Below are 26,736 nucleotides of genomic sequence, written 5' to 3' on the forward strand. Positions count from 1 at the left end.
GGCTTGGGATGGGTCGGGGGAGCAAGAGCATCGAAAGCTGGGTCGGCAGGGATTCGAACCCTGGGCCAATCGGTTAAAAGCCGAGTGCTCTACCGCTGAGCTACCGACCCAAGTTTGCAGCTCTGACAGAATAGCACAACTTCTGTCATATTAGCAGAAGCTCTAGCCAGATCCCCAAGGATTTTGCTATTCTAGGTTTAGCCAAACCCTGGGGCTGTAACGGTTTCGACGGGGTGGCGAACAAGGGTTCATGATGCAGGTCGGGCTTGAGCTTATCCCGTTACCACTAGGCTCAACAAAGTAGGTGCGAACAACGTCGTACCTTTTGCTCGTAAAGCAGCTGCTCTGGCTGCCTAAGGCTCAGTAGAGAATTACCCTGAGCTCGAGGATCCTCCCACGACCCCGTTAAGTGGGCGGATCACAACCCCAACGGGTGCAGCTCTCTTCTCCCGCTCCGTCGAGGGAGAGCCTAAGCTGAGGCGGAGAACTCCCGTCGCCGGGATCTAAACGGCGATCCCTGCCTCGAGGGTCAGAGAGGCTAAGCCTGTGAAGGAGTGAGCCCCCAGTACCCATCTCGGACACGGGTTCGACTCCCGTCAGCTCCATCTTCAGGCCAACCCTACTTGCCCAGGCCCAGCTAATCCTCGGCTACAAGCGGGGCTTCTGAGTTCCTCTAGAGGTGGATCCAACCTCAACCGGCTTTGCGGGCGGAGGAGCTCCTATTGCTGTGCCCTACAATCAAGGGCAGTGGGTTGGAGAAAAGAGGGCCATGCGGCTCATCGATGAACGGGGGCGTCTTCTAGGAAAGGTCAGCCTCCTGGATCTGGGGGCGCTGGCAATTGTGGTGGCGGCGATCGTAGCTGTCCTGTTTTTCCCAGGGCGGCAGGCGGGCAGCGTCGTCCAGGTAGGGGGTGGCCCCACGCTGCCAGTGGAAGTGGATATGATCGTGCGGGGGGTCAGCAGCCGATCCCTGGAACCCTTTCAAGTGGGTCAGAAGGCCGACTTGATCATCCGCAACCAACCCTACGGCCAGGTGGAGGTGGTGCGGATAGAAAATGTCAGCCGCACCGTGCCAGTAGTTTTTCCGGATGGACGGGTTGAAAACTTGCCTGACCCTGAGCCCTATCGTTTTGATCTGGTGTTTACCTTGCGGGGACGGGGCCAGAAGACGGAAAATGGCATTGTCCTGGGCAACAACCGCGTCAAAGTTGGCGTTCCCCTGGAGGTGGAGACTTTTAGCTACAACTTGCGCGGCACCGTGATGGAGGTGCGGCTGCTGCAATCGTAGAGAACCCCCACCCTAATGCAGCTACAGGAGATTGCCCAAAGATTGGGATGCACCTACGAAGGGGATCCCACCCTGGAGATCCACGGCGTGGCCAGCCTGGCAGAAGCTCGCCCAGGCGAGCTGAGCTTCCTCAGCGAGGTCCGCTACCTGCCTCTCCTGGAGCAAACCCAAGCCAGCGCCGTCATCGTAGGTGAATCTGTAGTTTTGCCCCGCCCCATCCCCTGCCTGCGGGGCAGGGATCCGCGCTTGCTCTTTGCCCAGGCCATCGAGCTGTTTTACCAACCCTACCGCCTGCCCGTCGGGATCCATCCCACAGCTGTGATCGATCCCAGTGTGGAGTTGGGGGAGGGGGTAGCCATTGGGCCGCATGTGGTGGTGATGGAAGGGGTGAAAATTGGCAACTACACCCAGATCCACCCCAACGTAACCATCTACCCCCACGTGCGGATTGGATCCCGGTGTCAGCTTTTGGCTAACTGCGTTATCCACGAACGCACGGAGATTGGCGACGATTGCCTCATCCACAGCGGCGCCGTGATTGGCGACGACGGCTTTGGCCACATTCCTCTCCCTGATGGATCCTGGCGGCGCATGCCGCAGGCGGGCCGGGTGGTGCTGGAAGACGGCGTAGAAGTGGGCAGCAACACCACCATTGACCGGGCTGCCGTTGGCGAGACGCGCATTGGCCGCGGCACCAAGATCGACAACCTGGTGCAGATTGGCCACGGTGTGCGCACGGGATCCCACTGCTTAATCGTCGCCCAGGTGGGCATTGCCGGCAGTACCCAATTGGGCCACCACGTCATCTTGGGCGGGCAATGTGGCTTGGCGGGGCATCTGCACATTGGCGATGGCGTGCGTGTGGCCGCCCAAACAGGGGTGACCAGCGACATTCCTCCTGGCCAAACAGTAGCCGGCTACCCCCACCAACCCATTGCCGAATGGCGTAGGAGCATGGCAGTCCAACGGCATCTGCCCGAGCTGCAGCGGGCCCTGCGCAAGCTGGAAGCGCGGGTAGCCAAGTTGGAGCAAAACAGTGGGAGATAGGGGATCAAGGGTTAGCCTGCTGATAGCCAATTCGCTTGCTTGCCCCCACCGCCTAGCCCAAGAAAACACTCCCCTCACCCGCCGGCAACTGGCGGAGCTCATGCCCTCGGCCCAGGGGCTGCTCAGCGATGAACCCGAAATGGAACACTCCCTCCACGCCCTGCAGCTTTTGATTCTGGTGAGCTGCCTCAATCGTCCCTGGCAAGACCGCAACGACTACTTCCTCGCCTGGAACCTCACCGTTTACTACAGCCGAGAGCAATTCAAAAACAAAGACTTGCGCGGCCCGGATCTGTTTTTGGTCAAAGGGGTAGAAAACCGCCCTCGCCCCTCTTGGGTGGTGTGGGAAGATCATCGAGCTGCTTTCGGAATCGGCAGCCAAGGTGGATCGGGGTGAAAAGGGGGAGCTTTGCGAAAGGGTTTTTAGGACGCTGGAGTACTTTTACTTTTCTCCCGAAACGCAGGAGTTTACGAGCTTGCAACTGAGGGGGGAACGGCATGAGGAGATTGAGCCATCGGAGCAGAGGTGGCGCTAGAGGGAAGTGTTGGGGCTGCGCCTAGGCATTCCTAGCCAGCAACTGCGGTACTTTTTCCCCAATGGGGAGCTGGTGCTCACACCAGAGGAGGCTGAAAAGATCGAGCGTCAGCGGGCTGAGCAGGAACGGCAACGGGCGGAGCGCCTGGCCCAAAAGTTGCGAGAACTAGGAGTGGACCCGATACTTTGTCAAAGAAAACTGGCCAGCCCAAAATACCTCTCGGAGAACTGGCAATGACCAACCCCAAACCGATTATTGAGGTGCCGGATCCGGTTGATCTACCCGACTGGCCCCCTACCCAAGACGAGCTCCCCTACGACGACGGCGTACCTATGGAAAGCTGGCGACACAAGTGCCAGATGGACTTGCTCATCTCCGTCACCCAAACCTGGCTGCAACAGCGCCCTGATGGCTTTGTCAGCGGCAACATGTTCCTCTACTACAGCTTGGAGCAGACCCGCAGCCGCAATTTCCGAGGGCCTGATTATTTTGTGGTGCTGGGAGTGCCCAAGGGCGAGCGCAAAAGCTGGGTGATCTGGGAGCAGGGCAAAGGGCCAGACGTGGTGATTGAGCTTCTTTCTCCCAGCACTGCCCAGGATGATAAGACAAGCAAAAAGCAGCTTTACGAGCAAATTATCCGGGTGCCGGAGTACTTTTGGTTTGACCCGTTTGAGCCGGAGGACTGGGCGGGGTTTCGGCTGAGGGGCGACCGCTATGAGCCGATTGAAGTCGATGCAGAAGGTCGCCTGCCGAGCGCAGTTCTGGGACTGTACCTGGTGAAATGGGAAGGCAGGTTTCGGGACATCGAAACCACATGGATTCGCTGGGCCACGCCTGCTGGAGAGCTGGTGCCCACCGAGGCCGAACTGGAGCGGCAAAGGGCTGAACAAGAACGGCAACGAGCCGAGCAGGCCGAACAGCGGGCGGAGCGTCTGGCCCAAAAGCTGCGAGAACTGGGGGTGGATCTCGATGTAGTGATGGACAAGTAAGTTAGAGGAGCAGTTTAGAGTCTGCCTTACCAGGCTGGTCGTTGGTTGGCTAAATAAACTGCTCCTACCGAAAATAAACTGCTTCTACCGAAGAGGCTCTATCAATGGATTATGAAGGATGTTCTTCTTGTTTAAGTAGCAAAGCGTTCCTCGATGTGCGTCAAATATATTTCCCCTACAGAGAACATGGGTGGTACTCAGAATTTGATCGATTATTCGCCTATCTTCCTCTGAATGAAACTCTAAGTATATTATCTTAACGTCAGCTAACATCTCAAAGAGATCCTTCAGTATTTGGGTCTCACAGCCTTCCGTGTCTATCTTGAGGATATCAATTTTTGCAATGCCAATGCTCTTTAAAAATGAGCTCGCCTTTACAAAACGGACAATTCTTGGAAAAGCAGTGTCTCGGTTTTTGTATACAGAGCTATGGGAAGGTGTTATGAGACTACTGTAAAAAACTTTGTCAATGTCATCGCTGTATAAGCCGAATGGGTACAAATTGCAGTTCCCTATTGTGACACTGTTTAGCTTTAGCAAGTGGAAGGCCAATGGATCAGGCTCAAAACAAACAATCTTGGCATTTGGGTACAATGCTCGAAAGTAAGTGCTGGCAATACCAATGTTTGCTCCTACGTCAACTATTAGTGATACATCATCAACAAAGTCTAGAAACGGGTAAGATTGCTTTCTAAATATTTCATCAAAAGTATATCTTGTTGAGTCTTCTCCTTCCTTATAAAAGCGTATCTCAACTCGACAGGAGGAGCCGTCTGCTCTAGACAAACTATAATAAATTGTTTCAATGTTTACCAATCTCGTTGCGTTGGAAAATACTATCTGATTCTGGTCTCCAAGAACAAAGGCAAACTTAGAGTGAGGTAGAAGTTGAGAAATAAGGTCGCTGCTGGAATTGACAATTAAAACATCCCAAATATTACCATTTGAATAGTTATGTCCCTCCTTAAAAACATGCACTCTGGATGTAACTCTATCTGTCTTCGGAAGCTCAGACACTGGGAAGCCAGCCTCAGCGTAGACTTCTAGCCTAGGCAGATCTAGGAGATCCGAGACAATTGCTACTGGACACTCCTTACTAACCAGTATCTTAAGTCTCTCTTCTACCCGGTGTAGCTCCTGAACAGATTCATAGATAGCTAGCCGTGTATCCATAAGATCGTTATTAGAAGTGCTAATGAAGAATCGAGGATCGGAGTTGCCCGCGTAAAATTCAGGCAGTTCTCCCTTAAACACCCAGTTCATCAGGTCAGCTACCCGATACCTTGGGTGCCAGTCTGTAAAGAACTTCTCGTAGGCTCTTCTCGCGATTTCTGTCGCTAACTCTGGGTTCTCCAAGTAAAACTTGACTTTTTCTACTAGCTCAGACTCGGAGTCATAGACATCACAGTACAAGCCTGGAGTAAGATACTCATCAAAACCAGAAGCAAACGATAAGCGATCTGTCAACAGAAATCCTCCTGCGGATATAATCTCGAGGTTTCTTAGGTTAAAGTCTCCGTTTAAGCTACAGTTAAATGAGACTAAGGAGTGAGCAAACAAGCGAGCACCTTCCTCCCTAGTTCCAGACTTTGCTACTAGAGGCAAGCCGGCCTCCTTTAGAGTGTTGAGCAGCCGAACTCGCCTTGGATGAAAACTACCCGCATGTCCTAAAAAAGCAACTTTGTCTTCTCTGGTCTCCACCCATTCATGAGTAACCGTGTGCATGTGTATGAGTGGCAGCCACGCTGTATTGCTAAACCCTGCTGCTGCAAACCAGTGCAAGTGATGACGGTTGATAGGAGTAACGATGTAGTCAAAGTCTTCAGTTGCACAGTAAGCTAAGAGATAGCTAATTGGAAAACGCTCCTGATGAGTGGTTCCTGCAAGTAAAACAGTCGGGCACTTAAGCTTTTTAGTATTGATAGGGATGCTTGGCTCACAACTAGATGCTCGAACGATTAGTAAGTCAAATCTTTTATTCTCAATTCGAGATGATTTTTGTATAAAGTCGTAAATGTCATACTCTTCCTCTGGACATTTAATGAGATCTTGACAGACGCTAGAGAATTCTACAAAACCTTTAGCTCCTCCTCTCGGGCACAAGGTCACTTGTTGGCTGGAAAAAACTGGAGGAGGTACATAGTCTGGTGAAATTGGCCAACTCAGTAGAACACGAGGCTGCAGAGCTGTATTTTCAGAGTTTTCCATAGCTCACTCTCCTATTTTAGTCATTAGCTCCGTCTGGAATGTAGCTTCTACTCAGGTAGCACAGACAGCCCTGGCTACCCTGAGACATGATCCCCCGCCAGATTATGTGAGAAGGATCCCGCATCCGGTCAATCTGCTTGCGGTCTTGCTCCGAGCCAAACTCCACATAGATGACCTTGATGTCCTTGAGCCACAGCTCCAAGCTAGTCAACATCTCCACCTCTTGTCCATCTGTTGCTACCCTCAGTACAGCGATACGCTCCAGATCCAGCTTCTGTAGGGCTGTCTTGGCTTCGCGGAAAGGAAGTCCCCTCTGTTTTCTAGCTCGTCTAGGCACCCTCTGACCAAAGACAGGAAGAGGAAGTCTTATCTTTATTGTGCCCTCTCAGGCTAGTTAGGGTCTCGGTACCTCCAACCCTCGCCCTCTTCCCTGCTCAGATAGCTCTGCTGGTCTCTATAGATTAGCCACAGAAGCCAGGCCAAGTGAGAAAGGATCCCTTGACCCTCAACCTAGGATCAGCCATGGGTAGCTCTGCCATTTCTCAAATAGCAATAAAACATCTCCCTAAATCGTTATTGCTACGCAACGCTGTCGCAAACGGGCTGGCGGCGTCGAGCCCTTGGATCGGCAGCAAAGGTGTCTCAATCTCGTTTGAAACGACCATAAAGTGGTGAGATGAGCTATTTTGGACCTCAAACTTTCCAAACCTGACTAAGTGAGAAATTAGACACATCCTGACAACCCTTTTTGCAGTGGTCACTACTTCCACCAGGAAGAACCCCCGTTCCTGCGCCGGCTTTGCGCGGTAGGGTTTGAGCTTGTGTTTGCACCTCACAGATCTCCAGAATTGCCAAGATACCAAAAAAAGCTCCCCAGTCACAGGGAGCAAAATAGTCACTTAGCCTTGACTTAGGGTTACTAGGATTGTTGCCGCGGGAAAGTCGTAGCAGTTTTCTCTGTCAGATCGTAATTTTCCTCTTCGTCACCGAACGGCTTCAGCTTCAGCTCGTCTTCTAGTATTGTCACCCCTGAATCTTCGTTAGAGAAAACATTACAAGACTTTCCGACATAGTAGTCACCGGTAGCTACCAGCTTCTCACCCCGCCCAAGGCCGATCTCACAGAGGATGGGGTAGCCACCAGCGTTCACATAGGCAGGGTTAACCTCTGTATTACCAAGAACCGCCATGATCAAGCCGCGCTGAGCGGGGGTATCCACTGACATAGCAGGAGCGCCGTAGTTGGGAGCAGACCAAGGATCGTTCTGGTACTTATCCCTGGTGGGACCACACCAGGCACTATCGCAGCCACGGCCAATCACTTCATATGCCGTAGGATACTGACTCCAGTCCATCCGATAGGCCTCAGCACCACGAGAAGCATCGGTCAGAGCAGCCTGGGCTTCTGCCACGCGAGAGCGACGGATCTGGTTCAGGAACTGGGGAATTGCAATAGCGCTCAAGACGCCTACAATTACAATCACCACTAGCAGCTCAATCAGCGTGAAGCCCTTGGCGCGAGAAAGCAAGAACTGAGAGAGCTTTGCGCGAAGTAAAGAGTGGCGCAGTTTTGCACTCATGATTCGTTACTCCCTTGAGAGTTAGAGGAAGGCTCGCTTGTGCCTTCTGTTGACACTACTAGACTACCCACCCCCGCTCGAGTTCATAACATCCCCCAGACAAGTCTTTGTAAACGTTGCCGAGAGTGCCCAGCCTGCCCTTGGCTATTGGCCCTGCAGGCGGAGCTGCCGAGCTCTTCTCGTTGGCCTCTCACAGATTCTGCCAAGGGGAACTAGGTAGCCACCTTCCTTTCCAAGCAGCTACAGTCTTGCCCACCGGGAAGCCTGCCCCCCACGGTGCGAAGGTTGAGCTGGAAACAGGCCCACGCTACGGGCAATTGACACTCCCCCGACTAAAGTCGGGGGATTCTTACACAGTCCACACGCGGACTCATAAAGGTGCTGTCAAGATGCCCCTACACAGTTCCCTAGAGCAAAGCGCTAAGGTTCTGCTTACTTTGCTGAGCAACGCCCCCACGCTCTGCGCTGGTCGGGTTTTCCACCGTAGTAGGTGCTTGCTAAGGCCTCCGACCCGCTGGCGCGAAGGGATAGCAACTCAAGTTGCTTACGGGCTTTTCCGCCCCGCACTCAAGTGCGGGGCCACCAAGCTATCCCCGTGTGTGGTCGACTCCCTTGAACCGCCTCAGCTCAGGGCTATGGCATAATGAGGCCAACTTGTCCTAGTGCCTTCCTGAGTCAATGCCACTTCCTGAATCTTTCACCTTAGAAGAGGTTGCTGCTCGAGGGCGAGCTGCCCTTGCCCGCTCCGAAATGGATTTTCAAGACTGGGCTAGAACCTATGCCAATGTTCTTTCCCCTCTGCAGTGGGGACAGGTGCTAACAAAAGTTATCTACCCTGACTTCAGCACCGACTGGGAGAATGCCCCGGGAACACCACAAGAAGCCACAGAAATAGCAATCCGTAAACTTCTTTACATAGAGCCCAGAAAGGTTTATCCTCTTTACAACGCTTTACTGAGAGTGGAAGGCATTTCTTTGCTTAGTCGAGAAAAGCTGATCTCGCTCATGCTCGAGACAGCTCGAGAAATAGCCTTCTTGGCTAGCAAGCAACCTATTCACCAGTCGAAAATCCTTTACGATCATTCATTAAAAATAAGAGAGCTCATCTTTGAGCTAGATCCGTTGCAGAAGTCTAATAATCTACTCTTGCTCTACGACGCCATCAAGAGAGAAGATGAGTTGGCAATCCTCACCTATGCGTCAGCAGTAGCTGAGAGTATAAGCTCTGGGCCAGAAATTGTCGACCTATCGGAAGAAATTACCTTCCTGGATGTTGCCCGCCATCTCTTGGACGAAGGATACTTAGAGGTCTTCTTTGATCTCCTAGAAGTCTTTGCCCAGAAAATGCCTCAGCCACAGCGTCGCTCGGTTATGGCGGCGCTATCCTTGCTCTCGGAGATTTATCTTCCTGAGAGGGCTGAATCCTATAAAGCACTCTCCACATCAAAAGATTGGCTGTCCGGCTTCGGGATAGAGCTCATTTATAGGCTGATGGAAGAATCGAAAAGTCTGGGGTACTCAGTAGTGGCAGAAAAACTACTTTCACTTGCCTCAGAGGAAGAAGAGAAATCTGCTAACTTCATCTATCTTCTAGAGAACGCAATGGCCTTGTTTGCCAAAGCAGCTCTCACAGACAAGGTAAAGCTTATTATTGACAGATTCCTGAGCTTGTGGCCACTGGAAAGTTTACAGGTTATAAAGGAGAAACTAGTTAACCAAGAGCCTGTAAATGACAACGTTCAGAGTCTCGCTCGTGCTTTTATGTTTTCAGTCTGCTTTTTTATCAACTATGTTAGCGACGATAGAAAGACTATACGAAAGCTAACTCAGATCTCTGCCGACATACTTTATTCTATTCTTCTATCTTACCGAGAAAACTTAGATCTGGATAGCTTCAGTAGCAGATCCCGAAACCTAGCAAATCAGCATCGCAGCTCCTGCCCTCGAAAGCTGAGAGTTGGCTACCTGGGTATATGCTTTATGAGTCACTCTGTAGGCCTAATGTCTCATCAAATACTTGCATCCCACGATACTGAGAATATAGAAGTCTATTACTACTACTTAATGGGCCTAGCGACGGAAGAAATTCTCTCCTCAGATCCTCTTTATCAAAGTTTTCTCCTCCACAAGGCTTATTTCCGTCAGTTTCCCAAAAACACAAGCCTAAAGGAGATTGTACGAACAATAAGAGACGACAATCTTGACATTCTTATACATCTTGACTCGTTGACAGATCGAATTAGCAACTATGTTATGGCATATCGTTGTGCTCCTATTCAGTGTAGCTGGCTGGGAGGAGACTCTTCCGGCTTACCAACTCTAGACTATTTCTTTGTTGATCCTTATCTACTCCCGGATGAGGCGAAAGAGGACTACCGGGAGGAGTTAATTCGCTTGCCTGCTTATGCTGCTGTTAGCCAACTTGCCGTAGATCCCCAAGATCATCAAGTATTTTCTCAAACGCTGAACATTACCCCTAAAAATACTCTCCTTTTTACAGCTGCTCATGCATATAAGCGCAATGACCAGTGTGTAGAAGCTCATTTGATGATCTTACTCAATTCTCCCAATGCCGTACTGGTTGTAAAAGGCAAGGGGGAAGCTCCGTCAATGATTGAGATGTATCGAAAAAGAGCTAAAGAACTGGGAGTCGAGGATCGAATTCGCTTCCTAGCAAGAACAGAATACACAGGTTTACATCGTGGTCAGCTAGGGCTATTTGATTTGATGCTAGACACATTTCCCTACACAGGGGCCACTCATACAATGGAAGCCTTGTATATGGGCTTACCGGTGCTGACCTTAGTCGGTAGGCACTACTATGGCCGCATGAGCTTCAGTCTGCTGAAAAATATCGGCCTCGAAGAGTGCATCACCTGGTCAATTGAAGAGTTTATCGAGCGTGGGATCCAACTAGCCAATAATCCAGAACTCCTGAAAAAAGCTAAGCAAACCATTCGAGATTCCTATGACAGATCGATAATTTGGGACCCAAAGCGCCTAGCCAGAGCTATGGAGAAGGTATACCTTGATCTTGCGTACAAGCATCAGCTAATTGAATCGGTTCCGCCTTTGCAAGAGAATCAAGCTGAGCCTAGGCCTGCTCAGCGTATCCGCCTTCACATTGGAGGTAAAGAACCTCACCCCGATTGGAAGATCCTGGATATTCAGGCAAGGGAGCACGTCGACTACGTGGGAAATGCTAAGGATCTCAGTCAATTTGCCGATGGCTCCGTAGAGGCCATCTATGCTTCCCATGTCCTAGAGCACTTTGATTACATTCGAGAACTTCCAATTGTTCTCAAAGAGTGGCATCGAGTTTTGCGTTTTGGCGGCGAGTTGATGATCAGCGTTCCTGATCTGCCTACTCTTTGTCGTCTTTATTTGAGAGAAGGAGTCTCGCCTGAGGAGCGATTTGCGATTATGCGAATGATGTTCGGCGGACAAACTGATGAATATGACTACCATAAAGTTGGCTTCTCTTGGGAGTACCTGTTTATGTTACTAACTCAAGCAGGTTTCAGGATCATTAGTAAGGTTGATAAATTTGGCTTATTTAATGATTGCAGTGACATGTCTTTTTTAGGCGAGCCCATTAGCCTAAATGTAATTGCGATCAAGTAGAGTAGCTTAGCAAGTTAACCGAGCTTAGGCTTTCTGCAGGTGTGTTTCTCTATGAGCTCAGCAATTATTATCACTGGCGCTGATTCTCATTTTTTTGACCTGGTTAAAGGAACGATTCTTTCTATTCGATATAAGCCGCAAGGTCAATTAATCGATATAGGCTTCTTTAACCTAGGCTGCTCACTTGAAGAAATAAACTGGGTTTTGGAAAACGTAAACTATGTTGTTGAGCCGGACTGGGAATACACGTTTCCTGGTATTGAGAATGCACCCTTATACTTGCGGGGGCTTCTGGCTCGACCGCACCTTCCTAAGTACTTTCCAGGCTATGAAGTTTATATCTGGCTTGATGCAGATGCCTGGGTTCAAGAATGGTTTGGAATTGACTTACTCATTCAGGGAAGTAAAAAAAGAGGCCTGGCCATCGTACCAGAGATTGATCGAGGAAACAGACTACTTTATGGATCAAAAGAACACTTAATCGAACTATCCAAAGCCTATAGGCATTACTTTCCTAACCTAAATGTTGATGATCTGCACACTTATCCTCTTCTCAACGCAGGTGTTTTCGCACTACTTTATAGTGCTCCGCATTGGAACTTCTGGGATCTTCGCCTTGCTCAAGCCTTAGCCAAAAGACCTTCGGTTCTAACTGACCAGCTTGCCTTAAACGTTGCCGTCTACCTAGACGGTTTATTGGAGGAAACAGAACTTCTGCCAGCTTACTGCAATTGGACCTGCCACTATGGCTTACCGAGGTGGGATCCAAAGCGCAGTTTATTTGTTGAGCCTTACCTACCCTACACCCCTATTTCCATCTTACACCTAACTAGCAGCAGCAAAAAACAGGCTAGTCATACACTACTCACCACGGAAGACGAGAGAATTGACCTAAGCCTTAGGTTTCAACAGAGTAGAGCTTGTTTGAGGTGCAACTCTGGGCAAACTAGCCCTCTTGAAGAACATCTGGATACTGCTACTTCAGAAATTTACCTTAGCCAACTTAACCTGGTTCTCTTCCCAAACTGGGATCCTAGTTTCCAGGAAGCAACTATTTCGAGTCTGGAGCTCTTACTGGAGTTTATTCTGCTTAGCCCAAGCCCTCAGGATTATGCCCTGATTGTATCCGCAGAGCTAGACTATGGAATGGCAGACTCAGTCCTGGCAACAGCAGCAACTAACGTTGCCCTCAAACTAATCGAGTCAGGTTACGAGTTAAAGGGAGAGCCGTCTATTTCTCTGGTCAAAGCTCTCAATTCGGAGCAGTGGAAACGGCTGCTGTCCCAGGTCAACTATCACTATCCTCTTGCTCATGAGCAGATCCCAGCAGGGATCCAGCCTGTCTTGGATGGACTACCTCGCTTTGAGCTGCCGTCGAGATAGGGATCAAGCTAACCCGAAGAACGCAGCGACTCCATCAACTGCTGGGGCGTCATCTGCTCGTAGGGCTCAAAGGGCTGGTGGATCCAGGGGTTATCGGGCAGGTAGTCCACGTAGTAGTCGGGCTGGTAGACAGAGGCCGCTTTGTACCACAGTACGCCAGTGCGGATTTCCTCGATGTAAAAGCCGTAGTGGTGCTTAAGCCAGTGGACGGAGCGCTTCAGGGTCATGCCGGAGTCGACTAAGTCGTCCACCAGCAACACGTGGCTGCCTAGGTTGGCAGTGGTCATGGCCAGATCCCGCGAGAAAATCAGCTGCCCCCGTTGGCGATTGCCAGGGCCGGAGTAGGAGGAGGCGGCGAGAATGGCTAGGGGGAGGTCAAAGAGGCGGGCCAGGGTATCGCCGATGCGCAGCCCGCCTTTGGCAATGCAGACAATTTGGTTAAACTCCCAGCCGCTTTCGTAAACTTTGACGGCCAGCTCTTCGATTTTGCGGTGGTAGTCGGCCCAGGTAATAGAAATCTCGTGCAAGGGATCCCTCTCCCGCAGTCTGGATTGGTCAATTCTAATTCTCCCCTTCGGCAGCCTGCCGATGGCAAGCTGAGGGTCTAGCTTTCTTTTAGCGGGATCACCTTCACCCAATGGGCATAGGCAGGATCCCGATTTTCGGTGATGGCCGTCAGCTTCTGCCGCAGCTGCTCGGTGATGGGGCGAGAAGGGGGCAGGACATACTGCTCAATCTGGCGAATGGGGGTAATCTTGGCAGCAGTGCCAGTCAGGAAGGCTTCGTCGGCAATGAACAGCTCCGATTTGTCGACGGGCCGCTCCTGGGTGGGGATCCCCAGGTCGCGAGCTATGGTGAGGACACTGTCGCGGGTGATCCCTTCCAGGATGTCTTGGTCAAAGCTGGGGGTAATCAGCACGCCGTTGCGCACAATGAAGATGTTCATGCCCGAGGCTTCGCTTACCTTGCCTTGGGAGTTCATCAAAATGGCCTCGTCATAGCCGGACTGTACTGCCTCGGTTTTGGCTAGAGAAGAGGTGATGTAGGCGCCGGTGATCTTGCCCCGCAACGGCAAGCTGCGATCTTCTTGGCGGGCCCAAGAGCTGATGCGGCAGGTAACTCCCTCGGGGGAGAGGTAGTCTCCCAATTCCAACCCGTACACGAAAAAGTCTTTCTCGATGTTGTGCAACCGCGGCGAGATGCCCAGGTCGGAGGTGTAGACCAGGGGGCGGATGTAGAAAGAGGTGGAGGGACGATTTTTGCGGATCAGCTCGATGATCACCTGCTCGATCTTCTCGGCGGGCAGATCGAAGCAGAGCAGGCGGGCACTCTGGCTCAGCCGTCGGCAGTGGCGATCCAGACGAAACACCAGCACTTGATCCGGATTTTGTGGGTCGGGGATCCCGCGTAGACCGCCGAAGGCTGCCGTCCCGTAGTGCAGAGCATGGGTGGCAATGGAGATCTTCGCCTCAGCAAAGGGGACAATCTGGCCCTGAAAGTAGGCGTAGGGCAGAAAATCGGGCATGGCCGGCACCTACTGCAGCAGGAACAAGGGGTAGGAATATTATCGCCGATTGACGCAGCAGCAGAAGCTCGCTGTTGGGCGAGGAGGGTAGCCAAAGAGAGCCAGAAAGTCAAGGGCCGGAGGCGCTCTAAGCTAGAATGCTGTCTATCCGTCTTCCTGCTCCCCTGATGGACGACCCTCCTTTAGACTCGTCCCCCAGCCCTGAGCCTGCCTGGGGAGAGGCGTCTCTCAGTCTCCTCTGGGTTATCGCCCTTCTCCTCGTCAACGCCTTCTTTGTGGCAGTGGAGTTTTCCTTGGTGTCGGCGCGGCGCTCCCGCATGGTGCAGTTGGCTAGTGAGGGGAACCGCCAGGCGGCAATTGTGCAAAAAGCCCAGGAGCAGTTGGAGTACGCCCTCTCCACCACCCAGTTGGGCATTACCCTAGCCAGTGTGTTGTTGGGCTGGATCGGGGCCACCCAGGTTGCGCCAACGCTGTTTTTGGCTTTGAGGCAGCTGCCCTGGTTTCAGGGTATGGATCCTGCCCTTGTCCAAGGGGGGGCGGGGGTGGTGGTGTTTTCGCTCCTCACCTACTTGCAGATTGTGGTGGGGGAGCTGATTCCCAAGACTCTAGCCATTCTCTATTCGGAGCCAATTGCCCTGAAACTAGCCTGGCTCAACCGGCTGGTGAGCCGCTTTTTACATCCTTTTGTGGAGCTCCTGCGGTTTTCCTCCCGCTGCTTGCTGCGCCTCCTGGGTGTCCGCATCCCGGAGGCTACTTCTTTTTACAGCACCATGACGGTGGAGGAGCTGCAACTGCTGATTGCCTCGTCAGTGGAGTCGGGCAACATCGAGGCGGAGGAGCGGGAGCTGTTGAGCAATGTCTTCGAGTTCGGCGAGACGGTGGCTAGCGAGGTGATGATCCCGCGCACTAGCATCGACGCGGTACCGGAAACCGCCACGGTCCAGGAGGTGCTGGCCGAGGTGGCCGAATCGGGGCACTCCCGCTACCCGGTCTACGGCGAGTCTTTGGATGACATCCGCGGTCTCATTCACGTCAAGGAGCTCATTGGCGAGCTGGCCAAGGGATCCCTAGACTTGCACAGCCCGATCACTCCCTTTATTCGGGAGGTTCACTTTGAGCCGGAAAACAAGCTAATTGCCGAGCTCTTGCCGGAGATGCAGCAGCACCACTGGCCAATGGTGGTGGTGGTGGACGAGTTTGGCGGTACAGCAGGCCTGATTACCATTCAAGATTTGGTGGAGGAGATTGTCGGCAAGCTCTCCGATGGCCCGGATCCCAAAACGAAGGAGCCGGATATCGAGGAGCTGGACGAAAACACTCTCCTTGTCCAGGCCCAGTTGGACATCGAAGAGGTCAACGAGCGTTGCCACCTTAACCTCCCCTTACATGAGGACTACCAAACGCTGGGAGGTTTTTTGATTTATCACTTACAGAAGATCCCGCGCGTAGGGGAAAAGTTTACCTACCAAGGCATAGAGTTCCAAGTAGTGCGCATGGAGGGACCCCGGGTGGACCGGGTGAAGGTTGTCCGCCACCCCCGCAGCTCTCCCAACCCGCTGCCAGTGCTCCCCCCCGCCCAGACGACCAAGCCTGGCTCTTGAGGAGCTAGGTTTTGACGACCTTGAGGGTCTGCAGCCGCACATCTTCAGGGCCGTTGATAAAGCCACCTGCCTCGTGCACTAGCAGCAGATAGTCTACCGCTTCCTGCGTCACTTCTTCGCCGGGCACCAGGATTGGGATCCCAGGAGGGTAGGGGGAGATGATCTCAGCACAGATGTGGCCTACGGCCTCCTGGAAAGGGATCCGCTTGATGGGGGCAAAGAAGGCCTGCCGCGGCGAGAGCCGTTGGGGCGGCAGGGGAGGGCGTTTTAACTGAGCGAGGCGCCGCAGTTTCTCGGCCATGGCTGGGGAGGGTTGGGATCCCTGGGCATACTTTGACAAGGCGGCAAAGCTCTCCACCAGCCGGTCGATGTCTCGCTGGGTGTTGCCGAGGCTCACAATAAAGACCACGTTGTGCAGGGTGGACATCTCCGGCTGTACGTGGAAGTGATCGTTAACCCAGTCATGGGCGTCGAAGCCAAAAAGGCCCAGCCCCGACACCGTCACTGTCAAGCGGGTGCGATCCAGATCGAAGAAGCCAGGTGTAGAGCCGATGCGCTCCGGACCAAAACAGTACAGCCCTGGGATGCGGTTGAGGCGGGCGCGGGCTTGATCGGCTAAAGCCAGGGCTTGGCCCAGCAGTTTCTCGCCTTCTAGGGCCATCTGCCGCCGCGCCACGTCCAGCGACATCATCAGCACGTAGCTGGGGCTAGTCGATTGCAGCAGTTGCAAGATGTTACGCACCCGGTTGGGATCGATGCGGGATCCCTTGAGGTGGAGCATCGAGGCCTGCGTCATGCCGGAGATCACCTTGTGGGTGGACTGCACCACCAGATCGGCACCGGCTTCCAAGGCGGAGATGGGCAGTTCTGGGTGAAAGCCAAAGTGGGGCCCGTGGGCCTCGTCCACCAAGAGGGGCAGGCCGTGGCTGTGGGCGATGGCCGCCAAGGCTTCTAGGTCGCAGCAAACCCCGTAGTAGGTGGGGCTGACCACCAACACGCCCTTGGCGTCGGGGTGCTCGGCTAGGGCCCGCTCCAGGCCGGCAGGAGTGATGCCGTGGGCAATGCCCAGCTCTGAGTCAAAATCCGGCTCAACGTAGACAGGCACCGCCCCGGAGAGGATCACGCCGGCAATGGCCGACTTGTGGCAGTTGCGCGGCAGCAGGATCTTGTCCCCTGGGTCGCACACGGCCATCACCAGGGTTTCTACGCCACAGGTGGAGCCATTCACCAGAAACCAACTGCGATCCGCTCCGTAGGCAGCTGCAGCTAGCTCTTGGGCTTCCCGGATCACGCCGTCGGGATCGTGGAGGTTGTCCACCTCCGGCAACTCGGTGAGATCCGCCCGGAAGACGTTTTCTCCCAAAAACTCCCGCAGGTCGGTGGCGATCCCGCGTCCCTGCTTGTGGCCTGGTGTGTGAAAGGGAGCCTTGTCCAAGCTGCAGTAGTGGCGGATGGCCTCAAAAAGAGGGGCCCGCTCTTGAGCTTTGCGATCCAGCAGGCGCAGACGACGGGACGCTTTGGACAGATGCGACAAAACCATGGGCCACTCCCCAACACACCAGCGTCCAGCCATTATCCACCCCCAGCGGAGCCGAGTCCACCCCCAAGGTCACCTCAGGGAGCGTCTTTCCTGCTAGCCTGGGTTCAGGTTGCCCTTCCTGCTTGTATGTTTGAAAAGCTGCCCCTCCCCCTGAGCACCCTGGTGTTGCTGGCGGGCGTTGCCGCCACAGCTTGGGGCTTTGCCCAGTACAGCGATCCCACCCTGAACCTCATCGGCCTGTTTGCCGGGATCCCTCTGCTGCTGGGGGGGATAACCCTGAAGGTGGTGGAGCTCAAGCCAGTGCCTGCCCTGACGCCCCCCTCGCCAGAAGTGCTCCAAGCCCGTGCTCAGCAGGCCACGGAAATTCAAAAACAAATTCGCGCCGACATCACTAAATACAGCTATGGGGCCAACGCCCACCTGGAAGAGGCCCTGGAGTTCCTCGGCCTGCGCGGCCCTCTGGAAGCAGACCTACCCAAAATTAGAGGCTACAGAGAAGAATTGCGGGATGGCCGCTACACCTTGGTACTCCTCTTCGATTCGCCAGCCGTTCCCTTCCAGCAATGGCAGGAGAGCTACCAGAAAAAAATGCAGGGCTTCTTTGGCCGCGACGTGGAGGTGCAACTGCAGCAACCCCAAGAACATCAGGTGGAGCTGGCGCTCATCGCCTGTCCCGAATCCCAGGCCACCGGGACAGGGTGAGGGGGCTTGGATCCCTCTTTTTTATAATGCTATGATGCGACGGTTACTAATGATTAGGTTGGTCGAGAATTCGGAAACTTAACGGCTTAGCATATCGACTCCCTACTGTCTTATAGATTAGAAGGCAGACCAAAGGCTACGTTGTCGTCCATGATATAGGGCGTCAGCATAAAAACTACTTCATTGCGCTCATTATTCACAGTCTGGGAGCGAAACAAAGCACCTAGAAGAGGCAAGTCCCCTAGCAGAGGAACCTTACGAACATCGACAGTATCTCTGTCTTGGATTAGGCCGGCGATAATAAAAGTCTGTCCGTCTCTTAGTCTCAGTTGAGAGGCTTCTAACTGTCTCCTATCAATGTTAAAAAGCTGGATCCCTGCAAAGTCTCCACCTTCCAGCACTTGGATGGGTATGGGGATGGAAATCTCAGGCCGAATAGTTAAGGTAACAAATCCATTATCGTCTATCCTGACATCCGAAACGTTCAAGATAACTCCAGCCTCCTCTCTTTGCAAACGCTGGGTAACAACTGGTGGCTGGTTTTCTCCTTGGGGTATGGTAATGGTTTCGACGTTTACAGGCACGCTGGTGGCAATGCTAATCCGGCTAGAGCCGCCATCTGCCACCACCACTTTGGGATCGGTTAAAATTTTGCCGGTTCCGTTCTGAATGGCTGCTTGAACTCGCAAAGCCAAGGATTGTTGCAGGCGGTTGAGGGTATTGAAGATACCTGTAATAGAGCCAGAGGGCCCAGTGGGGCCAATGGATTCTACTGAGGATCCCTGAGGCTGGTTCAGTGGCTCGCCACCGAAGCTTGCCCCTCCCAAGGTTCCAACAGCAAAGTTACCAGAGGCTCCACCCAAGTTAACCGATAAGCTCTCGTTGTTGTTCAGACGGATATCGACCGCTCTTACGGAAATCAAAACCTGCCGCCGGCGCACATCCAGTTGAGCAATTTGGGCAGCGGCGATGTCCTGCTGTCGCTCGGTGCCGATCACGGTAATGGAGTTGGTGCGCTCGTCCACATCAAATTGGGCGCCTGGAGCTACGGCATTTAAAACAGCTTCGAGACGAGGAACTATATTTGCGGCAACGGCTTGGTTCAGGCGGTAGTTGCGCACCAGGATCCGGCTCACCCCTGGCAGGTTTTGTCCAATAAAGACAGTTTGGCCCCGTCGCTGTGCCTGTAGCTGTTTTAGCCGCAGGATAAAGTTAAACGTCTCTTGCAGGGGCGAGTCCTGCACGTCTAAAGAGATAGTCAGCTCGGGTGGAACGTCGTTGAGCACCACATTCAAACCTGCCCGTCGCACCAACAAACTCAGCACATCGCCCACGGGAGCATCCTTCAAGGTCAGGCTAATCTTGGCGTTGGTTCCCAGGTCAACCGGAGGGGGATCGGGTAGAATCGTGCCGACAGCAATATCTCCAGCCGGAGGAGCCACAGCTCTTCCTTGGAAAGGAGACTCAGCAGGCAAACTTCCCGGCGGCAGTTGGGGTTGGTTAAGCTGCCCTACGGGGGGCACCTGAGAAATGACCGGCCCAGGAGAAGCTGGCTGAGCTGGCGGGGAAGGGGGAGGAGTTTGAACAAGCGGCTGAGGAGTAGGGGCTGTTCCCTGGGGAGAAGGAGGGTTTTGAACAGCTGGAGGGGAAGCAGGAGCCGGCGGTGGGGCCACAGGCTGAGGTCGGGTTGGGGAGGCCGGTTGATTGGGCGCTACTTGGCTGGGCGCTGCCGCTACAGGAGCCGGTGGAGCAGAGGGCAAGCCCTCAAACTCGAAGACCAGCTGTGTTGGGCTGCGCTGGGCCAGCAAGCCCTGGGGAGCTGCCGCAACACCGGCAATTTCTATCCGCACGCTGTCACTGCCCAGTTGCTTGGCTTCGATGAAGCGCACTCCCGGCAAGGGAGACTCCTGACGATAGCGGCCTTGACCGCCATCCAGTTGGGCATTGGTGATATCTCCAATCCAAGACCGGCCCTGTCGGGTAAAGAACACCTGGGGACGGGCGCCCCCTGCAGTGGTGATCTCCAGCTTCATGCGGTTGCCGTGGGGCACTAGGCGGATATTGGTGATGCGGCTGAGGCTTTGGGGTTTTACGGAGGTCAACCGTTGGGCGACAGCTTCCTCAAGCTGACTTTCTACAGCCAACAGGGGCAGAGAAAGGAACAGGCTCAGTGCCCATCCCCAGGCAACTCGACGCTTCATCATCCTCACACCTCACTCCGTTAGCCAAGCGCGTTCTTGCTTCACTGCACACGGGTTACCCAGTGCTTCCCTAATCAAAGCCGAAATCTCGCCCTTTGCCACTACCTGTAGGGGCCCCAAGGCAAATTTTTCCTGAATCTTCGATACGGCGCCACTATCTGTGCTTTCCTAGCGAGGGTTCGCGCTCCCTACCTATCCCCTCAAATTTCAGCAGGATCCCCACAGCAGCAGCGCCCAACCACAGCATGGGCTGCTCTTGCCCTGCTGGGCTATTGGCTGGGTGTTGGCTGTCCTTCCGCAGGGGGGGTTTGTCCTTCAGGGGCAGGAGCAGTGCCCAAGGGAATGTCTTTGTCGTAGTAATAGGCAATCAAATCAAAAGCGGCGTCCAGCTCCCCTGTGTCTTGAACGGGATTTAGGCTAATGTTGCTCACCCGAAACAAGGTGCGTAGGCGCTCTATATCCCTCATAAGACTAATGATGTCCGTGTAGGGGCCCCGCACCGTGACGCGGGTGGTCTGCACCTGGATAGCCGGAGCAATGATCGCGGGCACTTCGGGGTTATCCGAAGAAGCAGGGGTGAGGGGAGAAGGGGCAAAACTGCGCAACTCGCTGTTGGGCTGTCCTCGCACCAGGCGGCTGAGATCGATCAGTTGCGTGTCGGCATTCTCGGGGGCGGCGAGCAAGGAGCTGATCTGCTCTTGCTGCACACGAGCCCTCTCGATTTGGTTGGGCAGATCCTGTAGGCTGGCAATCTGGCCCTGTACCTCCTGCAACTGGCTGGTTTTTTGGGCTACCTCTCTTTCCAAGGCCTGCACCTCTCTAATTAGAGGACGGAGTTGGGTGAAGGCCAAAACGCCTGCTGTACCCAGGCCCAGGATCCCGATCAACAGGCCAATGCGAATAGGGGTCAGCTCGACACCCAGCAGTACCGGCGGCCCCGCCGGAGGTGCCATTAGTTGGTCATCGTGAAAACTGTCCAGCGAGCCGGTCATCAGTTCCCCTCCACTTGACGCAAAATGCGGATCTTTTCCACCAAGCCTATTGCTCCCCGCTGCTCCAGCTCGCGGGTAAACTCTGGGTCGGGATCCCCTATGGTTCGAATAGTAACCGTTAGGCCGTAGGTGACGCTGGGTTCAGTTTCAGGGGTGCCCTCCACTCGAGAGGCACTGTTGATAACGGCGCTGGTTACGAAGTTGGAATCCAGCAGAGTAAGCAAAAAGTCGTTCACCAAGGGAAAATCCAGCGCCCCGCCTTGGATGTTCACAGTATCGCCAGAGGCGCTGATGTTGGTTATCCATACCCCTTGCCCAGGGATCCTGCGCCGCACTTCTTCTAGAATGGCCGACCAAGGCTGGACGGATCCCAGAAAAGAGCGAAACCCTTCTGTCTGGGTGCGAATGGTTTGTAATTCTTGGCTGAGGCCCTGGAGCCGGGTCAACTCGGCATTGGCTGTGCTGAGTTCTCCTTCGAGGCGGCTTCGCTCTGCCCTAAGGACATCTCTCTGGCGGGAGAAGAGGGTCTGGAAGTACAAAAAACCCCCCATGGCCACGGCAGCTACGGCAATCCCCAGGCCAATGGCCAAAGCCCAGCTCTCCGCTCCGGCAGCAGCTGTTGGGGCAGCTACCGCCCCTGGCTGAACGGTGGTAGGAACTTCCGGCCTTTCCTTGAGAAAGTTAATTTCCGGTGTGTACATCACTCGCCTCACTCATTGGTGGACAGTGTCTCCAAGGGATCCCTGTCGTTACTTGCCGGCTTCCCGCATGGCTAGCCCCAGAGCCACCCCCATTGCTGGTCGCTCCTCCAGGGGCACCTCGGTTGAATCTGGTATGAGGATGCTGCCAAAGGGATCCACCAACTCCACCGCCACGCTCAACAACTGGGATAAGAAGCCATCCATTTGGCCAATGCTGGCTCCTGGCCCGGCCAGCAATACTTTCACCACAGGAAAGCTGCTTTCCGTGCTCGTGAAAAAGTCAATCGAGCGCTTTAGTTCATCGGCCAAATCGGAGACGACACGGGCCACCGCTGCCACACCGGGGTTGCTGGGAACCGGTTGCTCTCCCGTGGCCAAAACATCGGCGGGGTTGATCAAGGGTAACCTTAGAGTTCGCAACAGGTCGCCAGTGCGGCTAACCGGCAAATTCAGGGCCTGGGCCAGCACCTGGCGCATGTGGATGGTGCCGATGTTGACGGTGCGGGTAAATTGCGGGATGCCGTTGACCAAGATGCTGATCTCGCTGCTCTCGTAGCCGATGGAGCTAAGCAACACCGCCTCTTGGGGGCCGTACTGGAGGAGCTGGTCGCGGATGGTGCGAATGAGGGAGAAGCTAGCCAGCTCCACACAGCGCGCCTTCAGGTTGGCTGCTTGCAGCACAGCCAGGTAGTTGTCCACCACCTCCTTGGGGATAGCCACCAGCAGCACCTCAATGCGCTCAAGGCCATCCTGGGAAAGGTCGAGGCCCAAGGGTTGGTAGTCCACATCCGCCTGATCCCGGGGGTAGGGGATGTAGAGCTCCGCCTCCTGTTCTAGGACCACCCGCCGTAGCTCATCAGCAGGCAGGTCAGCAGGCAGGCGAAGGAGGCGGACAACGGCCTCTCGTGCCGGCACCGCGGTCGCCACCGGCAAGTTGGTGGGCACCTTGTATTCGTTGAGCAAGTTGGCCAGGGTCAGGCCAACCGTGTCTGGATCGAGGATGCGCCCCTCGACCATGGCCCCCTCTGGCATTTCCACGCTGTGGTAGTGAACTAGACGATAGCGGCCATTGCCCTGTTTTTTCAGTTGGGCAACGGCAATGCGCTCGGCGTTGATGTCCACCCCAAGCAAGGTTTGGGTTCTGGAGCCACCAAGAAAGCCAAACACGCTGGAAACCCCGCCCTCTGCGCTACTGCTAGGACGCATACTACCCAATTTGTCTGGGGGTTACCACCGTTTGCAGTTGACTGCCGGCAAAGATTTGTGCTAGCTGGCCCTCCCCTACCAGGGATCCCAACCCGTTCTAAGCAGGCGAGACTCAGGGGTGGGAAAGGCAGAACTTGCGGCTAGAATCGTAGTCTGTATTTACGGACACTAGGCTGACTTTATCGCCCCTTTTTGGAATGCTGAGCACTTGGGAATTCGACCTGGCCATTCCGGCACCGGGCCGGGTGTACCGCGGCCGCGGCATTCTCGAGGCCGTCCCCCTGACGATCCTGGGATCCCGCGTGTTGGTGATCGGGGGGGAGCGATCGCTAGCTGTGGCTGAACTGCCCCTGAAGCGCAATCTGGAGCGGGATCCCGCCGTTCAGGTTTACTGGAGCACCTATGGAGTTGACTGCACCGAATCGGAGCTGGCTCGTCTCCAGGCTCTGGCCACAGCAGAATCCGTAACCGGCATTTTGGGGGTGGGGGGCGGCAAGGCGTTGGATACCGCCAAGCTGGTGGCCCATCGGTTGGGGATCCCGGTGGTGACCGTGCCCACCTCAGCTGCCACCTGTGCCGCCTGGAGCGCCCTGTCCAACATCTACTCGGAGGCCGGAGCTTTTCAGCGGGATGTGGCCCTGGATCAGGCTCCCGCTGCTTTGATCCTGGACTATGAGTTGATTCTGCAAGCGCCGGCACGCACCCTGGTGGCCGGGATCGGGGATGCCTTGGCCAAGTGGTACGAGTCCTCTGTAAGCAGCGGCGCCTCGGAAGATGCCCTGGTCATCGGCGCTGTACAGCAGGCCCGCGTCTTACGGGATTTGCTCCTCCAACAATCGGTGGCAGCCCTGCGGGAGCCAGGTGGGACTGCTTGGAAGCAGGTGGTGGACGCCTGCATTTGCCTAGCGGGGATTGTCGGCGGCATGGGAGGAGCCAAGTGTCGCACCGTGGCCGCCCATGCTGTCCACAACGGTCTTACTCATCTGGTGGGCCACCGGGCCGCCCTGCACGGCGAGAAAGTGGCTTTTGGCATCTTGGCCCAGCTTCGCCTGGAGGAAATCCTGCAGGGAAGCCAGTTGGCGGTGGCCGCCCGCACCCATTTGCTGGAGTTCTACCGCCAGGTGGGGCTACCTCTTAACTTGCGGGATCTCCACCTGGGCCACCTGGGATCCGCCGAGCTGCTGCACGCAGCTCAAGTGGCCTGCCAGCCAGGCTCGGGCATCCACCACCTGCCCTTCCCTGTTAGCCCCGAAGCCCTGCTGGTGGCCCTTACCACCACCGACTTGACCAGCTCCAGTCCCGTCCTGCCGCGGCTCTAGGCTGGCCTAGGGATCTTCCCGCTTTCCCACTTTGCCAGTCCAGGCGGGGGTTTGGGCCCTCTGCAGCCGAGCTTCCCGGTAGGCGCTAGAGGTGGCGCCTGCCAAGACCAAGGCTCCGCCCATCCAAGTCCACCCATCCGGGATCTCGGCAAAGACCCAGAACCCGAGCAGGCTAGCCCAGAGGAGGCGAAAAAAATCAAGAGGCAGGAGCATCGTCACCTCGGCCAGCTTGTAGGCCTGCGTGAGGGCCACCTGGCCCAGGCTGCCCAGCAGCCCCATAGCTGCCATCCACAGCCACTGCTCCGGCGAAGGCCACCTCCAAACCCAGACGGCAGCCAGAAAAGAAAGAGGGGTCTGCAACAGGCCCATGTAGGCAGTGATCGTGAGGCTGGACTCGGTGCGGGCGAGGATCTTGAGCACGATGGTCACCCAGGCAAAGAGGGCTGCCGCCGCCAAAGCTAGTCCTGTCCCTAAGGAGAGCTCCCGAAAGCCCGGCCTTAGCATCACCAAGGCCCCGGCAAACCCCAGGCCCAACCCCAGCCAGCGGGAGGGACGCATCTGTTCGCCCAACACCCAGACCGCCATGAGGCTGGCAAACAAAAGCTGGACAAAGCTCAGCGCCGTTGCTTCCGCCAAAGGCAACAGGCTGGCTGCCCAGAAGGAAAGCAGCATCCCCAAGGTGCTGATTGCCGAGCGCAGGAGGTAGAAGCCCATCTTGGCGGTGCGCAGAGAGTGGATCCCTGCTTGCAAAAGCAGCGGCACTAGGGCAAGCAACCCAAATAGGTTACGCAAGAACACAATTTCAAAAGGGTGCAGGGCGGGCGTGTTGAGCCGGATGATCGCCCCCAAACAGGCAAAACAAAAGGTGGCCAGCAGCTTCAGGGCAACCCCTTGCCAGGCTCTCATTTGGCCCCCCTCCGCAAACCGGCCCACTTGCGTGTTCTCAACGTTACAGCTCACACCCAAACGTTTAAGTACAGACTTTTCAGCCTTGAACTCTCACCCTAAGCGGACTGTCAGGGATCCAACCTGCGCTCCTGAGCACTCCCTGCCCCCCTGGTCAGCAGGGAAAAAGACTTCAAGAGGAGCCACCGGCTGGAAGTCCTAGGTCTTCTTTAGAATCTCCTGCAGGTAGCCAATGACTGTTTCTGGCCGGAGGTGGGTCATGCAGGGGTGGCCTTCCACCAGGCAGGCTTCGTTTTTGAACTTGTTTTCCACGCAGACCCGGCATTTATAGGAAGTTTGGGTAATGTAAACATGGGGCAGGCGAGGCGCCCACAGCCGCACCGGGCTAGCTCCATCGCCATCGGCATCGTTGCCAAACAGAGCAATGGTGGGGCAGCCCACGGCCGCTGCAATATGCATCGGCCCCGCATCCACAGAGATACAGACCCGCGCCCGCTTCAGGGCTCCGGCCAGCTCGAGGAGGCTGGTTTTGCCCCGCAGGTCAATCATCCCTGTTTCAGCCATCAGTTGCTCTTCGCCGTCACCGTGGTAGAGGGATCGCTGCAGCTCGGGGGCACTGCCAATTAGCCCCACCTGCAGGCCCTGGCCCTGGCACCACTGGATCACTTGGCGCCAGTACTCGAGCGGCCACATCTTGGCACGGCGGGTGGTGGTGATGTGCACCAGAACTTCCGGCACTGGAAAGTCGGGATCCCGGCTGGGCAGCTCTAGGCGGAAAAAATCTGTTTCCACATAAGCCAGGCGGCAGAAGATCTCGGCAATGTAGTTGCTGGTGAGGATGTCTTTGTAGCGCTGCAAAAACTCCAGGCTGTTCCAGTCGTCGTCCTGGAGCATGCGCTGCACCGGGTCGGGGCCGGGATCCAACTTGCGGCGAAAGTCCAGGGTCAAGCAGGCGCCAGCAATGTACTGGGGGCGCAGGGCCGTCACCGCCACCAGGTTGAGCTCGCTAAACTCGTCGCAATTGATGGCCAGATCGTAGGGCCCGGCCTGGGCCACCCGTTCCCGTACTGCTGCTGTTAGGGCCTCGAGGTAATCGGGGCGGCGGCTGTAGAGGGGGAAACTAAAGTCAATGTAGGGGCAGTGGAGCTCAAAGTCGCGGGTAATCTCGCTGCCAAAAAAATCCAGCACACAGCCGGGGTATTTCTCCTTGAGGCCCCGCAGGAGGGGGACGGTGACCACAAAGTTGCCCACCTTGCTGGAAGAAAATACTGCCAGATGGGGCCGTTCCCGCAGGGGTTGGTTGGCAAAGCGCTGCATAGGGTTGGGATCCCCAGAAAAAGCTGTTTGCGTCCGCAGGGCAGAGCACCTTACCTTTTGTTAAGCTACCAT

General features: G+C 55.1%; 22 protein-coding genes, 1 tRNA gene and 1 other RNA gene. 11 read left to right on the forward strand and 13 right to left on the reverse strand.

Features of this window, described 5'->3' with window-relative positions; translation table 11 throughout:
- Window positions 1-38: 38 nt before the first annotated feature.
- Window positions 39-110, reverse strand: a tRNA-Lys gene (locus NW822_RS05585).
- 100 nt (window positions 111-210) lie between these two features.
- Here NW822_RS05585 and ssrA point away from each other — a divergent pair.
- The 6 genes from ssrA to NW822_RS05615 all read left to right on the forward strand — a co-directional run bounded on the left by ssrA (window position 211) and on the right by NW822_RS05615 (window position 3,860).
- Window positions 211-608, forward strand: a transfer-messenger RNA (tmRNA) gene (gene ssrA / locus NW822_RS05590).
- 161 nt (window positions 609-769) lie between these two features.
- Window positions 770-1,288, forward strand: a complete 519-nt coding sequence (locus tag NW822_RS05595) for a DUF4330 domain-containing protein (RefSeq protein ID WP_414362488.1) — start codon at window positions 770-772, stop codon at window positions 1,286-1,288.
- Window positions 1,289-1,303: 15 nt separating this feature from the next.
- Window positions 1,304-2,335, forward strand: a complete 1,032-nt coding sequence (lpxD, locus tag NW822_RS05600) for a UDP-3-O-(3-hydroxymyristoyl)glucosamine N-acyltransferase (RefSeq protein ID WP_414362487.1) — start codon at window positions 1,304-1,306, stop codon at window positions 2,333-2,335.
- A complete protein-coding gene (locus NW822_RS05605) occupies window positions 2,325-2,732 on the forward strand; it encodes a hypothetical protein (RefSeq protein ID WP_414403790.1) in 408 nt (135 codons plus the stop codon). Before lpxD ends, NW822_RS05605 begins: the two co-directional genes overlap by 11 nt.
- Window positions 2,733-2,880: 148 nt before the next feature.
- Complete coding sequence (locus NW822_RS05610) at window positions 2,881-3,108, forward strand: hypothetical protein (protein WP_414403791.1); 228 nt, start codon at window positions 2,881-2,883, stop codon at window positions 3,106-3,108.
- Window positions 3,105-3,860, forward strand: a complete 756-nt coding sequence (locus tag NW822_RS05615; protein WP_414403792.1) for a Uma2 family endonuclease — start codon at window positions 3,105-3,107, stop codon at window positions 3,858-3,860. Before NW822_RS05610 ends, NW822_RS05615 begins: the two co-directional genes overlap by 4 nt.
- Window positions 3,861-3,944: 84 nt before the next feature.
- Here NW822_RS05615 and NW822_RS05620 read toward each other — a convergent pair whose 3' ends face one another.
- The 3 genes from NW822_RS05620 to NW822_RS05630 form a co-directional block, all read right to left on the reverse strand.
- Window positions 3,945-6,068 carry an FkbM family methyltransferase gene (locus tag NW822_RS05620; RefSeq protein WP_414403793.1) on the reverse strand — a complete coding sequence of 708 codons (2,124 nt, stop codon included), beginning with the start codon at window positions 6,066-6,068 and terminating at the stop codon, window positions 3,945-3,947.
- Window positions 6,069-6,084: 16 nt separating this feature from the next.
- Window positions 6,085-6,282 carry a hypothetical protein gene (locus NW822_RS05625; protein ID WP_414366398.1) on the reverse strand — a complete coding sequence of 66 codons (198 nt, stop codon included), beginning with the start codon at window positions 6,280-6,282 and terminating at the stop codon, window positions 6,085-6,087.
- A 705-nt stretch (window positions 6,283-6,987) separates the two neighbouring features.
- Window positions 6,988-7,647: a type IV pilin protein gene (locus NW822_RS05630; RefSeq protein WP_414403794.1), complete on the reverse strand. Its 660-nt coding sequence runs from the start codon at window positions 7,645-7,647 to the stop codon at window positions 6,988-6,990.
- Window positions 7,648-8,325: 678 nt separating this feature from the next.
- Between NW822_RS05630 and NW822_RS05635 the strand changes: the two genes are divergently transcribed.
- Together NW822_RS05635 and NW822_RS05640 are read left to right on the forward strand one after the other, a co-directional pair.
- Complete coding sequence (locus tag NW822_RS05635; protein ID WP_414403795.1) at window positions 8,326-11,271, forward strand: methyltransferase domain-containing protein; 2,946 nt, start codon at window positions 8,326-8,328, stop codon at window positions 11,269-11,271.
- Between the two features lie 51 nt (window positions 11,272-11,322).
- On the forward strand, window positions 11,323-12,654 hold the full coding sequence (locus NW822_RS05640; RefSeq protein ID WP_414403796.1) for a hypothetical protein: 1,332 nt from the start codon (window positions 11,323-11,325) through the stop codon (window positions 12,652-12,654).
- Window positions 12,655-12,662: 8 nt separating this feature from the next.
- Here NW822_RS05640 and NW822_RS05645 read toward each other — a convergent pair whose 3' ends face one another.
- Window positions 12,663-13,181 (reverse strand): phosphoribosyltransferase, encoded by a 519-nt coding sequence (locus tag NW822_RS05645; RefSeq protein WP_414362476.1) that lies wholly within the window; start codon window positions 13,179-13,181, stop codon window positions 12,663-12,665.
- Between the two features lie 77 nt (window positions 13,182-13,258).
- Window positions 13,259-14,179 carry a branched-chain amino acid transaminase gene (locus NW822_RS05650; RefSeq protein WP_414362475.1) on the reverse strand — a complete coding sequence of 307 codons (921 nt, stop codon included), beginning with the start codon at window positions 14,177-14,179 and terminating at the stop codon, window positions 13,259-13,261.
- A 137-nt stretch (window positions 14,180-14,316) separates the two neighbouring features.
- Between NW822_RS05650 and NW822_RS05655 the strand changes: the two genes are divergently transcribed.
- Window positions 14,317-15,780, forward strand: a complete 1,464-nt coding sequence (locus tag NW822_RS05655; RefSeq protein ID WP_414403797.1) for a hemolysin family protein — start codon at window positions 14,317-14,319, stop codon at window positions 15,778-15,780.
- Between the two features lie 4 nt (window positions 15,781-15,784).
- Here NW822_RS05655 and NW822_RS05660 read toward each other — a convergent pair whose 3' ends face one another.
- Window positions 15,785-17,320, reverse strand: coding sequence for an aminotransferase class I/II-fold pyridoxal phosphate-dependent enzyme (locus NW822_RS05660; protein ID WP_414403798.1), 1,536 nt, complete (start codon window positions 17,318-17,320; stop codon window positions 15,785-15,787).
- A 126-nt stretch (window positions 17,321-17,446) separates the two neighbouring features.
- Between NW822_RS05660 and NW822_RS05665 the strand changes: the two genes are divergently transcribed.
- Entirely contained in the window at window positions 17,447-18,022 is a 576-nt protein-coding gene (locus NW822_RS05665) for a DUF2854 domain-containing protein (RefSeq protein ID WP_414403799.1), read from the forward strand.
- 110 nt (window positions 18,023-18,132) lie between these two features.
- Here the strand turns inward: NW822_RS05665 and NW822_RS05670 are convergent, their stop codons facing one another.
- From NW822_RS05670 to pilM, 4 genes are all read right to left on the reverse strand, one after another.
- On the reverse strand, window positions 18,133-20,226 hold the full coding sequence (locus NW822_RS05670) for an AMIN domain-containing protein (RefSeq protein ID WP_414403800.1): 2,094 nt from the start codon (window positions 20,224-20,226) through the stop codon (window positions 18,133-18,135).
- Between the two features lie 266 nt (window positions 20,227-20,492).
- Window positions 20,493-21,215: a hypothetical protein gene (locus NW822_RS05675; RefSeq protein ID WP_414403801.1), complete on the reverse strand. Its 723-nt coding sequence runs from the start codon at window positions 21,213-21,215 to the stop codon at window positions 20,493-20,495.
- On the reverse strand, window positions 21,215-21,916 hold the full coding sequence (locus NW822_RS05680) for a PilN domain-containing protein (protein WP_414362469.1): 702 nt from the start codon (window positions 21,914-21,916) through the stop codon (window positions 21,215-21,217). The genes NW822_RS05675 and NW822_RS05680 overlap by 1 nt, the downstream gene beginning before the upstream one ends.
- A gap of 48 nt (window positions 21,917-21,964) precedes the next feature.
- Window positions 21,965-23,122 carry a type IV pilus biogenesis protein PilM gene (pilM, locus tag NW822_RS05685; RefSeq protein ID WP_414403802.1) on the reverse strand — a complete coding sequence of 386 codons (1,158 nt, stop codon included), beginning with the start codon at window positions 23,120-23,122 and terminating at the stop codon, window positions 21,965-21,967.
- A gap of 197 nt (window positions 23,123-23,319) precedes the next feature.
- On the opposite strand from pilM, the gene NW822_RS05690 reads away from it, so the two are divergent.
- A complete protein-coding gene (locus NW822_RS05690; protein WP_414403803.1) occupies window positions 23,320-24,441 on the forward strand; it encodes an iron-containing alcohol dehydrogenase family protein in 1,122 nt (373 codons plus the stop codon).
- Between the two features lie 6 nt (window positions 24,442-24,447).
- Here the strand turns inward: NW822_RS05690 and NW822_RS05695 are convergent, their stop codons facing one another.
- Complete coding sequence (locus NW822_RS05695; protein ID WP_414362467.1) at window positions 24,448-25,347, reverse strand: DMT family transporter; 900 nt, start codon at window positions 25,345-25,347, stop codon at window positions 24,448-24,450.
- Window positions 25,348-25,545: 198 nt separating this feature from the next.
- The gene (locus NW822_RS05700) at window positions 25,546-26,664 is read right to left on the reverse strand and encodes a glycosyltransferase family 9 protein (protein ID WP_414362466.1); all 1,119 of its coding nucleotides are present in this window, start codon (window positions 26,662-26,664) and stop codon (window positions 25,546-25,548) included.
- Window positions 26,665-26,736 lie beyond the last annotated feature (72 nt).

The organism is Synechococcus sp. H70.2 (genome assembly GCF_047462275.1).
Taxonomy (GTDB): Bacteria; Cyanobacteriota; Cyanobacteriia; order Thermostichales; family Thermostichaceae; genus Thermostichus.

Bases quoted from the DNA above. Each gene is read 5' to 3' on its own strand.
- NW822_RS05700 (WP_414362466.1), bottom strand. From the start codon at position 26,664: ATGCAGCGCTTTGCCAACCAACCCCTGCGGGAACGGCCCCATCTGGCA.
- NW822_RS05635 (WP_414403795.1), top strand. From the start codon at position 8,326: ATGCCACTTCCTGAATCTTTCACCTTAGAAGAGGTTGCTGCTCGAGGG.
- NW822_RS05615 (WP_414403792.1), top strand. From the start codon at position 3,105: ATGACCAACCCCAAACCGATTATTGAGGTGCCGGATCCGGTTGATCTA.
- NW822_RS05630 (WP_414403794.1), bottom strand. From the start codon at position 7,647: ATGAGTGCAAAACTGCGCCACTCTTTACTTCGCGCAAAGCTCTCTCAG.
- NW822_RS05695 (WP_414362467.1), bottom strand. From the start codon at position 25,347: ATGAGAGCCTGGCAAGGGGTTGCCCTGAAGCTGCTGGCCACCTTTTGT.
- NW822_RS05670 (WP_414403800.1), bottom strand. From the start codon at position 20,226: ATGATGAAGCGTCGAGTTGCCTGGGGATGGGCACTGAGCCTGTTCCTT.
- NW822_RS05665 (WP_414403799.1), top strand. From the start codon at position 17,447: ATGTTTGAAAAGCTGCCCCTCCCCCTGAGCACCCTGGTGTTGCTGGCG.
- NW822_RS05620 (WP_414403793.1), bottom strand. From the start codon at position 6,068: ATGGAAAACTCTGAAAATACAGCTCTGCAGCCTCGTGTTCTACTGAGT.
- NW822_RS05675 (WP_414403801.1), bottom strand. From the start codon at position 21,215: ATGACCGGCTCGCTGGACAGTTTTCACGATGACCAACTAATGGCACCT.
- NW822_RS05640 (WP_414403796.1), top strand. From the start codon at position 11,323: ATGAGCTCAGCAATTATTATCACTGGCGCTGATTCTCATTTTTTTGAC.
- NW822_RS05660 (WP_414403798.1), bottom strand. From the start codon at position 17,320: ATGGTTTTGTCGCATCTGTCCAAAGCGTCCCGTCGTCTGCGCCTGCTG.
- NW822_RS05625 (WP_414366398.1), bottom strand. From the start codon at position 6,282: ATGTTGACTAGCTTGGAGCTGTGGCTCAAGGACATCAAGGTCATCTAT.
- NW822_RS05650 (WP_414362475.1), bottom strand. From the start codon at position 14,179: ATGCCCGATTTTCTGCCCTACGCCTACTTTCAGGGCCAGATTGTCCCC.
- NW822_RS05595 (WP_414362488.1), top strand. From the start codon at position 770: ATGCGGCTCATCGATGAACGGGGGCGTCTTCTAGGAAAGGTCAGCCTC.
- NW822_RS05655 (WP_414403797.1), top strand. From the start codon at position 14,317: ATGCTGTCTATCCGTCTTCCTGCTCCCCTGATGGACGACCCTCCTTTA.
- NW822_RS05690 (WP_414403803.1), top strand. From the start codon at position 23,320: ATGCTGAGCACTTGGGAATTCGACCTGGCCATTCCGGCACCGGGCCGG.
- NW822_RS05680 (WP_414362469.1), bottom strand. From the start codon at position 21,916: ATGTACACACCGGAAATTAACTTTCTCAAGGAAAGGCCGGAAGTTCCT.
- lpxD (WP_414362487.1), top strand. From the start codon at position 1,304: ATGCAGCTACAGGAGATTGCCCAAAGATTGGGATGCACCTACGAAGGG.
- pilM (WP_414403802.1), bottom strand. From the start codon at position 23,122: ATGCGTCCTAGCAGTAGCGCAGAGGGCGGGGTTTCCAGCGTGTTTGGC.